This is a genomic window from Proteiniphilum sp. UBA1028 (genome assembly GCF_002316955.1).
Lineage (GTDB): Bacteria > Bacteroidota > Bacteroidia > Bacteroidales > Dysgonomonadaceae > Proteiniphilum.
Genome location: NZ_DCEN01000025.1, coordinates 21,410 through 34,596, shown reverse-complemented (window position 1 = coordinate 34,596; position 13,187 = coordinate 21,410). Strand labels below are relative to the sequence as shown.

At 37.4% G+C, this 13,187-nt stretch carries 7 protein-coding genes; all 7 read left to right on the top strand.

What is annotated here, in order from left to right; all coding sequences use genetic code 11:
- Positions 1–2,676 (top strand): TonB-dependent receptor (locus B3Z75_RS03080; protein WP_294067651.1); only part of this gene is annotated, 2,676 nt, incomplete at its 5' end.
- Positions 2,677–2,682: 6 nt separating this feature from the next.
- A complete protein-coding gene (locus B3Z75_RS03075) occupies positions 2,683–3,924 on the top strand; it encodes a DUF4876 domain-containing protein (RefSeq protein WP_294067649.1) in 1,242 nt (413 codons plus the stop codon).
- A 12-nt stretch (positions 3,925–3,936) separates the two neighbouring features.
- On the top strand, positions 3,937–5,523 hold the full coding sequence (locus tag B3Z75_RS03070; protein ID WP_349676024.1) for a DUF6850 family outer membrane beta-barrel protein: 1,587 nt from the start codon (positions 3,937–3,939) through the stop codon (positions 5,521–5,523).
- Between the two features lie 33 nt (positions 5,524–5,556).
- Complete coding sequence (locus B3Z75_RS03065; RefSeq protein ID WP_294067645.1) at positions 5,557–7,497, top strand: 4Fe-4S binding protein; 1,941 nt, start codon at positions 5,557–5,559, stop codon at positions 7,495–7,497.
- Positions 7,498–7,673: 176 nt separating this feature from the next.
- The gene (locus B3Z75_RS03060) at positions 7,674–9,764 is read left to right on the top strand and encodes a S46 family peptidase (RefSeq protein WP_294067643.1); all 2,091 of its coding nucleotides are present in this window, start codon (positions 7,674–7,676) and stop codon (positions 9,762–9,764) included.
- A gap of 59 nt (positions 9,765–9,823) precedes the next feature.
- Positions 9,824–10,744, top strand: coding sequence for an ABC transporter ATP-binding protein (locus B3Z75_RS03055; protein WP_294067641.1), 921 nt, complete (start codon positions 9,824–9,826; stop codon positions 10,742–10,744).
- Between the two features lie 24 nt (positions 10,745–10,768).
- Entirely contained in the window at positions 10,769–13,132 is a 2,364-nt protein-coding gene (locus B3Z75_RS03050; protein ID WP_294067639.1) for a Gldg family protein, read from the top strand.
- Positions 13,133–13,187: the final 55 nt, after the last annotated feature.

Below are 13,187 nucleotides of genomic sequence, written 5' to 3'. Positions count from 1 at the left end.
AATACTTGGGCTACCTCTAACGATAAAGGAGTGTTCAACATGAAGAATGTTTATCAGGGAGATTACACCCTTGAAGTATCTTGCATGGGTTACGTGACTTACACCATCCCCGTCAGCATCAGAAAAGACATTCTAAATTTAAACATTCAGCTTAGGGCCGACAATCTTTTACTGGAAGATGTGATCGTTACGGCTAAATCGGGGATGACGATTAACTCTTCCTCTATTTTAGAAAAATCGTCAATAGACCATTTGCAACCTTCGAGTTTGGCAGATGTGATGCAACTGGTACCCGGATCTTTGACCAAGAATCCCGATTTAACAACCAGCAATACGGTAACCATCCGTACAATCAGAGATAATAAAAGCCTGAATGCATCAGGCGTGGGTTTACTTGTTGATGGGAGTAGAGTAAGCAATAGTGGTGAAATTGGGGGTTCCGAGGCTTTCGACTATCGAAAGATTTCTACCGATAACATTGAATCTGTTGAAGTAATGAAGGGAGTCTTATCCGCACAATATGGAGATATGACTTCAGGAGCCGTAATTGTTAAAACTAAAGCCGGTATTACTCCTTACGAAGTAAGAATAAAATCGGACCCAAGAACAAAAGCGGCATCATTTAATAAAGGTTTTGAGTTACCCTCGGAGAAAGGGTTCATTAATGTGAACGCAGATTACGCCAGGGCTTTCAAGAAAAATATATCTCCCGTTGACATATTTGACAGAATTACAATGGGAATAAACTACTCCAATACTTTTAACAAAAAAAACACACCTTTCAGGTTTAATTTTAAGGTAAGCGGTAATTACACCGGGAACTCTGTTACACAGGACCCCGATGTTTCGAGTGAAAATTTCAGCAAAACAAGTTCAAAAAGTCTTACTACATCCATGTACGGTTCATGGATGTTGAACAAGCCTTTTATTTCTGTCTTGAATTATAATTTTTCCGGAGATTTTCAAAAACAAGTTCTACATGAATATGCTGTCGTGAACAGGAGTCAGTTGCCAACTACCAATACAAAAAAAAGCGGTATAGCAGAAGGATATTTCACCGAATTACAAAATAAAGATGATTATTGGCAAGAAAATGTCCCCGTTTATTTTAATGCAAAGGTTTTTGGCAATTTAAACAAAAAGTTTAACGAAACTTTTTTTAATTCCATGTTCGGATTCGAGTACAATTTAGATGGGAACTTGGGTAAAGGAAATTACTATACGACAACACCTCCCGAATTCTTTAGAGAGAGAGCATATAGCGAGATTCCTTTTATGAATAATTTGAGTTTTTTTGCAGAAGAGAAAATTCATATTCCTATCAATAAATCATCTTTTGAAGTTGTTGGAGGAATGCGTTTTACAAAAATGTTCATTAAAGGTTACAACTACGCCCCTATTTGGGAACCGAGAATTAACGCAAGATTTGAAGTAATGAAACCGAGAGTGACAGGTAAATTAAGAAGATTGGATTTTCGTGGAGGCTGGGGAATTATGAAAAAATTACCGACAATTGATTATCTTTATCCGGCGCCTATTTACACGGACTTTCCTCTTTTCCAATATATGAATACTGTCACGAACCAATCATTGGCAGTAATTCAAACAGACATAATCGATGAACTTTTGCCCTACAATTTAAAACCTCATAAAACCAATAATATTGAGGTGGGAGTAGACTTTAATATTTCCGGGATAAACACCCAAATCACTTATTTTAACGAACACTTGGTGGATGGCATAACCGATAATAGTGAATTTTTTAGCCGTCAAATCAGATATTATAATCCAATTACGGCTACTTATGCTGACCCGAAATATGAAAACGGAACAGTATATGCAAAAGACGAAAACGGCGTTTATTATGAAGTACCTTCTACTTTAAGAAATAACTTCAAAACATACTCTCGCCCCGATAACAGGGGGAAAATAAAAAAATGGGGATTAGAATATGCGGTGGCTTTCCCAAGAATTAAAGCTCTAAACACCACAATTTCTTTAAATGGCGCTTATATGTCCGCGACGAATACTTCAGACGGTGAGGTTTATTTAGCAATTAGCAGCAATGACCCCATCAATCCCCGGGATGTATTTCCTTATCTGGCCGTATTTAACAATTCTTCCCTTGCAAACATCGGCACAAAGTCAACCAGGTTCAATACCAACGTGAATTTTGTCACCAATATTCCGGCAATAAGAATGGTTGTTTCTCTCACAGCCCAGTTTGTCTGGCTCGATGAATCCCAAAATATTTTTGATCAGGAAAATTCATACATCGAAGATGCAAGCGGAAATGCAATATACGGCGATTACGCGAATCAAAACGTGTTGCAGGATATTTTCAGAGACCCCTCTTATTATATCGATTTCCAGGGAAACAGGCATCCGTTTTCTGATTTTCATACAACGCAAGATCCTGAGTTGAAAATGCGGCTTCGTATTTTGAGACGAAATACAAATACAAGTTATTATTTCCTGACCAGCGGATACAACCCATACATGATGGCCAACATCCGATTAACAAAGGAAATTGGGAATGCACTGGCTTTATCTTTTTATGCGAATAATTTTGCAAATTATAATCCAATCATGAAAAATAAAGCTCGCCCTTATGCCGTCGGAAGACGCGTGAACTCTGACATTTATTTTGGCGCAGAACTAAAACTTAAATTTTAAATAATTATGAAACGCAAAAAGATATTACCATTTATAGCCTTCCTCTGTTCTACTATGGTATTTGTTTCTTGCATGAACGACCTGAAATCGGATGAATTTACCGATTCGGCAATTAGTGAAGAAATAACCGTCAGCGTGAGCATGCCGGAAGGCTACCATTATCCTGTTTCCGGTTTAACCGTAACCCTGACCGACAATGCTGCCGGCCTTACATATACAGGAATTACAAACGAACAGGGTATCGCTGAAATAAAAGTTGCCCCCGGATTTTATACAGCCATGACCGAAACTTCATTCAGAGATTCGGGAGGCATTTTATATTTATTTAATGGCCAACAATCCGGAATTGAAGCAATCAAAGGATCGACAAAAAAGGAGGTTAAGATCGGATTATTGGCTTCAAAATCAAGCCAAATTGTGATTAAGGAATTTTATTACGGCGGATGTTTTAATTCTGTGACCAATAAAGCTTACAGCAACGATCAGTACATCATACTTTACAACAATTCAGACCAGCCTGCCTTTCTCGATTCCTTATGCCTGGGAGTTGTATATCCTTACAATGCGCCTATTAATGGAAAACTATCCGATTGGGTAAAACCCGGAACATCAGAGTTAAGGGATTCCATTCCGGCGGCATCTATGGTATGGATGTTTCCCGGTACAGGACAGGATAATATACTCGGTCCCGGAGAAGAAGTCGTATTGGCTAAAAATGCCATTGATCATTCAAAATCCGTTCCCGAATCGGTGAATTTAGGCAAACCAGGGTATTGGGCAATTTATGATCCCATTATGACTAAGGGGCATTCCACTCCCGAAGCCGGAGTAAAGCTTTTACAAGGTATTTGGAAAACAGGTCCCGCAACATCGTATGTTGTTTCAATCGTTAGTCCGGGATTTTTCATATTCACATTGGGAAATAAAAGCGTTGAACAATTTATTTTAGATAATTTCGCATTTAACCCCAACTCTACAAACTTAAGTTTGGCCTGTTTATTAGTCGATAAGAATCTGATTTTAGATGGAGTTGAATGCTTCAGAGACCAAACGGATACCAAGCGGTTTATGTCGGAAATAGACAATGGTTTTGCTATAACGCCCGGATCGGGCCAGGGGTATAGTATTCATAGAAAGATTGATAGCGAAGAAACGGCAAAAGCAGGAGGCAGAATTGTCTACATGGATACAAACAACTCGTCCAATGATTTTGAAGTATTAGATCATCCAACGTTGTACAATAAATAACTATCCGAAATCATGAAAAATAGAGTTTTACAAAGGAGCATCTTCCTGTTATGCATGCAATCTTTATTTGTGATTGTGGCTTCGGCACAAGTTTGCGACTCACTTAGTAAATGTGGCTATACAATGGAGGAAATAAATCTTCGCTCTCCCTGGGCTATTTCTGAAAATACAGCAGGATTGGTGTATTATGATTTAATGGATTATTCCACCGTAGGCACTTTTTACAATTCGAAAACCGGCGATTTCAGAAACTATAATACGCCGGAAAGTATGTGGAATATGGGTGCTTATACGCAGGCATACAAGAAAATAAATAAAGTTTACTTTTATGGAGACTTTCAATACCAATACGACACGAAGTTGAACCAGGCATGGCTGGGCACCATATATCCTGACTTTACAGTAAACCCCATACTGGATTCTATCCCGGGTAAAGTTTTGCAGGAAAGCTACTTAATGTCCGGAAAAATTGCTTATAAAATGTCCGAAAAAGTTGCATTGGGACTGGGTGTAAATTATAATACATCCACTATGGCCAAACGTAAAGATGGAAGAAATGCCAATGTCTTTTCTGCATTGGATATGAAGCCGGGGATTTCTTTTAAATCCGGGAACTTTACAAGCGGGATAAGTTTTATTTACCAGTACTGGGTTGACAAAGTTAAGTATGAGTATATTGGCGATGAAAGTGGTAAAAATATCTACTTTATGGAAGGATTGTTTTTTATGACAAAATCCGGGATCACCAATACAACCAACTTAGACAGGAAATATTTTATGCAATCCTATGGTGGTGCGATACAATTGGACTATCGTGTAGATAATCTGGAGTTTTTCAATCAATTTGAATTCAGAAACGGTTATCTGGATAATTATGAAGAAAGCTCACTGACCAAAAGATACAGTAGGGAAGATTTACTTAAATATCAGTATAATGCCGCTTTGAAAATAATGGGTGAAAGAATGAATCACTTTATCCTGTTTGATATAAAAAGTAACGATCGTGCCTCTTATGCTATTTTAAATAATTATGAACCTGTGCCTGAAGAAATAAAGTCATGGCAGTACTACGAAAAAGATAAGGTGTTAAGATACCTCGATCTACACAAAGATTTAGATGCGTCTTATCGGTTTTGTTTTAAAGATAGCGATTGGAGATATAATTTCACTCTCACCGCGGGTTTTAATAAATTTTGGAGTGATAAGACTTATAAAATCTATCCCAACAGATATAGTCAGGATTATTCTGTAAACTCATTCTATTTGAAAGGAGTCAAATTCTTTTATTCGAGACAAAAACATATTATTGAACTGAATGCAGGATTTTCCGCATCAAACGGGTCTTTGTCCGATAAAATGCTGAATGCTACCGGCACCGGGGATTTAGGTCAATTAAAGTTGAACCGTTCTTTATTAAGCCGGGACTTCAATTATCATAACGTTTCGAGAAAGAGTTACAGCATTGGAAGCAGATATAGACATATTTTGAATCCTGGCAAAGGAAACTCTTTTGATGTTTCTTTACATTACATGCTTATAAGGAGCCGGGATAAATTGAATAGAAACTATTTATCTGCAGCCGCCAGCTATAATTTTTAAATTTAACTATTCATAAAAATTAATATACATATCATGAAGCTATTTTCAAAAACATTCAAAAAAAACTGGTTAAGAAATCTCATCTTATGGGGTACCTTAATTGCAATTATTATTTTTTTAACGGACATTTTCAGTGAGGGGCCTTCTGATCCTGAAGCTTACTGCCCATACGGCGGATTATTGACTTTTGGAACCTACCTGGTGCAAGGGTCAATGGCATGCAGTATGACGATGGTCCAAATTATGATGGGAATTGTTCTGGCTGTGGGTGTAATTCTCTTCGGCAAACTGTTTTGCGGATATTTATGTCCTTTGGGATGGGCATCGGAACATATGTATAAATTGAGGGAAAAAACCAAATTAAAAGGAGTACAAATTAAAAATGGCACTATTCCAGATAAAATTCTGAGATCTGTAAAATACATCCTTTTGTTTATCATTTTCTATATGACTTTAACGAGTTCCGAGCTCTTCTGTAAGAATTTTGATCCCTATTATGCCATAACTACCGGGTTTAAAGGTGAAATTACTATCTGGATGGCCTGGACAGCCATAGCAATACTATTCTTGGGCAGTTTCTTCATAAAAATGTTTTGGTGTAAGTATATCTGCCCATTAGGAGCTCTCAGTAATCTGTTTAAATTTACATTGTTGTTTGCCGGAATAATTTTACTGTATGTAATATTGGGTTTGGTCAGGTTAAACATTCCCTGGCTATACCTTCTCATAGCTGCATGTGTAATGGGTTATTTATTGGAAATAATTTATGTAAAATCAAAATATTTCCCATTAATTAGCATACACAGGGAAGAAGAGGGTTGTATAGATTGTGGTAAATGTTCGAAAAGATGCCCATACAGTCTACCGGTCGATAAAAACATAGTTACAAAAGAAGTGGATTGTACACTTTGTGGTGAATGTATTGCTGCATGCCCTACCAATGTAGTTACATTTAACAAAAAGAAATCCTTTCGATGGCTACCCGCGGTTTTAACCATGGTATTGCTTGTCCTGGCACTGATCTTAGGTTCAATTTGGGAACTCCCCACTATTGATGAAAAATGGGGAGAGGATGTGGAGTATTCATCACTTAACGTAATGGAAATGGACGGATTACGTTCTGTAACCTGTTGGGGCAGTTCAAAAGCTCTTTCTGCAAAATTAAGGCGGGTTCCAGGTGTATACGGCGTGGCCACCTTTGTGAAAGATCATAGGGCCAATATACTCTACGATCCAGATCAAACCAATGAAGAGGCTATCAGAGGTGGCATATATGTTCCGGTTAAGTTTAAAATAGCCGAACCACCCAAAAGTGATAGTTTGATAAAAGTAATCACCATTTTTACTGAAAAAATGTATGATTCCCTAGACCCAAATTACCTGGGTATGCAGTTTAGACAGTATAAAGACAAAAAATATTATGGGTTGCAAACTGAATTTTCCTGCCCTCTTACTGTAAGACTTTTTACAAGTTTAGATGAACCTATAGACAAAAAGTTTTTAAAAGAAGTAGTAGAAAAACGTGAGCTCACATTAACAGGAGCGGATGGAAGTGAACGGAAAATTAAATTAACCTATGAACTGGTAAACGTAAGTAATGAGATTGACACCATTTCAAGGCGAGAATTCCTTGAAAGGCAATTCAATACATACAGCACCCGTTATAAAAACAACATTGAGAAATTCGGTGGTAAAGATTCAACTGAACTGATCATACCCTATCCGAACCTCAACAAAACAGCAGTCTCGAGATACATGCCCTATCTCTCCAGTTATTTATCTCTCACTGAGGGTGTGCTAAGAATGGAAACTTACCTGAATGAACAGGATATTCCAACAATTAAGATCATCTATGTACCCTCAGTAATTACTGAAGATGCACTGTGGCAAACTTTGCAACAACCCGTATGGAAGATAAAAATGACAGACGGAACAATTAAAGAACAAGACGCAAGAATGGAATTTAAAAAATAAGAAAAACTGCATGAAACGAGCATGATAATTGTTCTCACACAAGAACGTTTTCGATAAGCGAATACAGAGGAAAAACCTGCTTTGACTATGTTGAGCATAGAAAACGACTAACTTCACTGAACATGATTAAAAGCGAGTTCCATATGATGCATTTAAAAATCAATAATTTTAATCAGATGAAAAAAATAGGTATAATATTGAGTTTCTTAATATTCGTTTCCGCACCTGCCATTAAGGCCGACGAAGGCATGTGGTTGATTCAGGCCTTAAACTCGAGCTTACAAAAGAAAATGCGTGCTGAGGGTTTAAAAATAGATCCAAAAATAATTTACAGCGAAACAGAATCTTCTCTCAAAGATGCAGTGGTAGCCCTAGATTTTGGTTGTACCGGGAGTATGATCTCAAATGAAGGATTGCTTATTACGAATCACCATTGTGCATTTGACGACATCTATAAATTAAGCACTCCCGATAACAATTATTTAGAAACAGGATATTGGGCTGTATCCCCTTCGTTTGAAATCCCCATTGAGGGAAAATCTGTATATTTTCTCCGTAAAGTGATCGATTGTACCGATGAATTAAACAGTATCAGGGATTCACTTAAAAATTTAAATGTACCGAGTAGCACGAGAAGAGTTTATAGTATTATTGAATCGCGACATACCCAACAGAGTGGATATGAGGCATCGTGTGCCTCCATGTGGAATGGGTCTCAGTATTACATGTATTATTATGATAAATACACAGACATCCGTTTTGTGGGTGCTCCGCCCGTACAAGTGGCAGCCTTTGGAGGAGATATCGATAACTGGGAGTGGCCACAACATAAAAACGATTTCGCCCTTTACAGGGTATATGGTGATGAAAATGGAAGGCCAGCAGCATATTCAACAAACAATAAACCCATCAACCCCAAAAAAATTTTGAAAATTGCGAAACAACCCATAAAGAGCAACGACTTCGCCATGGTCCTGGGATTCCCGGGTAGAACAGACCGTTATAGCTCTTCTTTAAAGGCAGATCAAGCCGAACGTGTCGTAAACCCTATTATGGTTGATGGCATGAAGTCGAGAATGGATATTATAAAAAAATGGATGAATAAAGACGCATCGGTTCGTCAGAAATATTCGAACTTCTTTTTTGGCTTAAGCAACATCCAGGAACTGCTCGAAGGAGAAATGAATTGCTTGCGCAGATTTGACGTGGTTGAAAAAAAGCAGGCAACCGAGAGGCAATTTTTTGGAAGTAATGACCCGTTTCTGACAAAGATGGGCACCGCGTACAAAGGTGTCGAGGAGATTGAGAAATATATAAATTATTACAGACAATCTCTGGTGTCAGGGAAAGGGTTTATCGCTGTTGGAAACAGAACGAATTACCTCAAAAATAAAGATTCTTCATTTGATGAATTCATAAAAAGAGTGGAAGGACTTTACGAAGAATATGATGTAGATGTAGAGAAAGAATTGATGGAATATCAACTGGGGTTGTTTTTCGAAAATGTTCCCGAAAAATATTGGGGGCCTTTTACAAAAAGTTTAAAAGAAAAGCATGGTCAAGACTATTATTCTATGACGAAGGAGATGTTCGATAATTCAATCATGCTCCATCCAGAGAAATTTAAAGAAGCCGTAAAAAACGGGGCAAATACCGAACAATTTTTAAATGATCCGGCAGCCAAACTGGCAACAGATATACAAATAATGTCTTTCAGAAAGGACCAGGAACCCATGTTGAAAGAAACCGGCCAATTATATGAGCTTGACTCCAAATATGGAAAGTTGTTATACGAAAAGAGAAAACAAGCCGGAGATTTACAATATCCCGATGCAAACTCAACAATGAGACTTACCTACGGCAAAATAGGCCCCATTCGCCCTTCCGATGGAATTTATTACTCGGCGCAATCTACATCCCAGGGTATCTTGGATAAATACAACCCCAACGATTATGATTTTGCTTTTAATGAAAAGGCTTTGAACTTAATAAAAGCAAAAGATTGGGGTAAATATGGTGAGAGAGGAAAATTATACGTCAACTTCCTGACCGACAACGACATTACTGGGGGAAACTCCGGAAGTCCAGTATTAAATGGAAAAGGAGAATTAATAGGCTTAGCTTTCGACGGGAATAAAGAGTCGCTTGCATCCAATTATTATTTCGAGGACGACATGTCGAAATGCGTTTGCGTGGACATCAGATATGTACTTTGGTATATGGACAAATGCGCCAATGTACAATATCTGTTGGATGAAATACGTTGACCCCACTAAAACATCATTGAATTAAAGACAAAGAATTATCATTTTTTTAAGACATACACATGGAGACTCCAATTGTTAAAGTGGAAAATCTTTCCCATCGTTATGCGATTCAGTGGGCGATACGAGATATCGATTTTGAAATAAATAAAACAGGTGTTTACGGTTTATTGGGCGTAAACGGGTCTGGGAAATCAACTATTATGAACATTATGTGTGGCGTATTAAAGCAAACGCAGGGTGAGGTTTTCATTAAAGGGCTGAGTACGACACAAAATCCGGTGGGTGCTAAAAAGAATATCGGCTTTTTACCACAGCAGGTGCCCCTTTACCCTGATCTCACTGTAGAGGAATATCTTACTTATACAGCTTACTTGCGGTTGCAACCTAAAAAAAACATTTCAAAAACAGTCAGTTCAACAATGGACAAGTGTGGCATTTCACATTTTAGAAAAAGATTGGTTCGTAATCTTTCTGGTGGTTATCAGCAAAGAATAGGCATTGCACAAGCGATCATACATAATCCCTCTTTTGTAGTGTTGGATGAACCCACCAATGGCTTAGACCCCAATCAAATTTTGGAAATCAGAAAACTGATAAAAGAAATTGCAGAAGAAAACACCGTATTACTATCTACTCATATTCTACAGGAAGTACAGGCAATTTGTGATCATATATGGATGATCAATGAAGGACAACAAGTTTTTTCAGGGACAATGGAAGAATTTGATAATTATATTGTGCCCAACAGTTTATTAATTTCTTTTGCAAATCCTCCTTCATTGGAAGAATTACAGAAGGTCTCTTCTGTAAGACAAATTGAATATAAAGATAATAAATCCTTTGTGGTACACTTTGACGATGCCGATGAAGTAATTGACAATATTGTCAATGAGAGTGTAAAAAACAGTTGGCATCTTCGTGAAATACGCCGGGAAAAAACATCTATGGATTCAGTGTTTACAGAATTGTCAAGAAAGTAGTTTACCAATAAAATAAAAGATACAATGAGAACAATTATCAAAATATGTAAAGCTGAACTTAAGTACTTCTTTTACTCTCCGGTAGTCTGGTTTATACTTGTTGTCCTTGCCGTTCAGGCAGGGCTGCTGTATTCCGGGATTATTGACCGATTTATGAGAACCCAGCTTCTTGGTTACGATCTGTCAAATTTAACTTTACGCAATTTCTTTGGCAGGCATGGTTTTTTCTCTCTTGTCCAAAATTTTCTTTATCTCTACATTCCACTGCTCACAATGGGTGTGATGAGTAGAGAGTATAGCTCGGGTTCTGTAAAGCTTTTGTATTCATCGCCCATCAGTAATTTACAAATTGTACTGGGCAAATACTTTGCATTGATTGTTTGCTGCTTCTCTATTATCGTTATTCTTTCAGTGTATGCGCTCTTTTCAATATCGGTCATAGAAAATGTGGATATCACTGTAATTTTATCCGGTCTATTAGGAATATTTCTTTTAATTTGTGCCTATTCAGCAGTAGGTCTCTTTGTATCGAGTCTCACATCCTATCAGGTGGTAGCTGCCATTGGTACGATGGCAATATTGGCATTATTGAATTATGTAAGAACCTTTGGGCAGGATGTAGCATTTATTAGAGATATAACCTATTGGCTTGCTTTACCTGGAAGAAGTGATAAATTTATTTCGGGCCTTATTTGCAGTGAAGATGTAATCTACTTCTTTACAATTATCATATTATTCATCAGCCTTACGGTGCTGGGTCAAATGAGTAAAAGAGAAAAAGAAAAATCGTATGTTATGACTGGAAAAATATTGGGAATATTATTGTTGGTCTTTACGATTGGTTATTTTAGTTCCCAGCCAAAATTTATGAGATTTTACGATGTGACCCGTACAAAACAAAACACACTTACCAAAAGTAGCCAGGAGGTAATAAACCAGTTAGAAGGGGGACTTAAAATAACGACTTACGTCAATTTGTTGGACGACATCCGAAATTATTGGGCCGGACTGCCACGTAGTATAAAAAGAGATATGGAGAGGTACGAAAAGTACACGAGATTTAAACCGGAAACAAAACTTAATTACGAATATTATTACCATAAAACCGATTATCCACATTTGGATGTCCGTTATCCCAAATTAGGAGATAAAGAAAGAATTGACACATTACGAAAACTCAACAATTGGAAATTTAAAATCTCCTCCCCTGAAGAAATAGCAAAACAGGTGGACCTGGGACCTGAAAACTACCGGTTTGTCACTTTAATTGAGCGGGAAAGTGGAGAAAAATCATTTCTAAGAGTATTCGACGATATCGAAAGAACACCCTCTGAACGAGAAATCACTGCAGCACTTAAACGATTGGTAATGAAAGAACTTCCAATAGTTGGTTTTTTATCAGGCCACGATGAGAGAAGTTGTCATGATGGTAGCGACAGAGGCTATAAAATATTTACCCAGGAAAAAACCTTTCGATACTCTCTTATAAATCAGGGATTTGATTTTGAAAATATTTCCTTGACTGATGAAATACCTCAAAACATAAATATGCTTGTCATTGCCGAACCAAAGGGAGCGTTAAGCGAATTGGAAATGGTAAATCTGGATAAATATATCGAGAGAGGAGGAAATATGATGATTCTCGGGGAACCCGGACGTGAAGATTTTTTAAATCCCATTACAAAGAAACTTGGAGTCACATTTTCCCCCGGTGTTTTAGTGAAACAAGGCAGAATTATTGAACCGGAAACGAAAGCTTCCTACTCTAGTTCAAAGAGCAAAATAGACACAATCCCGGCAGTTACAATTTCACCAGAGTTAATGATTGAAAGCCCCACTCCTGAAGCAGTTGAATGGTCATATCATCTTGGGAATATGAAAAAGCGAGAATATGTACTTGCTTCTCCCACATTTTCTTCTTTAATGATTGATTCAATAAATAAATTTAAGGTATTGCCATTGTTTGAATGTGATAGTTCGTGGATTGAAGTAGAAACAACAAACTTTGCAGATGATATCGTAAATTTAAATCCTCAGGCGGGGGAAATATTAGGTAAAAATATATTGGCAGCTGCCCTTTCACGTAATATTAATAATAAGGAACAACGAATAATTATCACTGGTGATGCAGACTGGATAAGCAACAAAGAATTAGGAACATCACGTAACAAAATAGCAGCCTCAAACTACCATTTTATAAATGCTTCATTTTTTTGGTTATCAAATAACGAAGTACCTATCGACGTAAGACGCCCGGATACAACAGATAACAAATTTAAACTCACTCAATCGGGTTGGCAAGTTTCAAGTCCTATATTAAAATGGGCTTATCCTGTTCTATTGCTTATAGTTGGTTTGATAATTATGATAAGAAGAAGGGGCAGATAGAGGAAGATGCTCGTTTCACAAATTTGAATCAATAGGTATCTGAAACGGATATTTG

Bases quoted from the DNA above. Each gene is read 5' to 3' on its own strand.
- B3Z75_RS03075 (WP_294067649.1), top strand. From the start codon at position 2,683: ATGAAACGCAAAAAGATATTACCATTTATAGCCTTCCTCTGTTCTACT.
- B3Z75_RS03070 (WP_349676024.1), top strand. From the start codon at position 3,937: ATGAAAAATAGAGTTTTACAAAGGAGCATCTTCCTGTTATGCATGCAA.
- B3Z75_RS03065 (WP_294067645.1), top strand. From the start codon at position 5,557: ATGAAGCTATTTTCAAAAACATTCAAAAAAAACTGGTTAAGAAATCTC.
- B3Z75_RS03060 (WP_294067643.1), top strand. From the start codon at position 7,674: ATGAAAAAAATAGGTATAATATTGAGTTTCTTAATATTCGTTTCCGCA.
- B3Z75_RS03055 (WP_294067641.1), top strand. From the start codon at position 9,824: ATGGAGACTCCAATTGTTAAAGTGGAAAATCTTTCCCATCGTTATGCG.
- B3Z75_RS03050 (WP_294067639.1), top strand. From the start codon at position 10,769: ATGAGAACAATTATCAAAATATGTAAAGCTGAACTTAAGTACTTCTTT.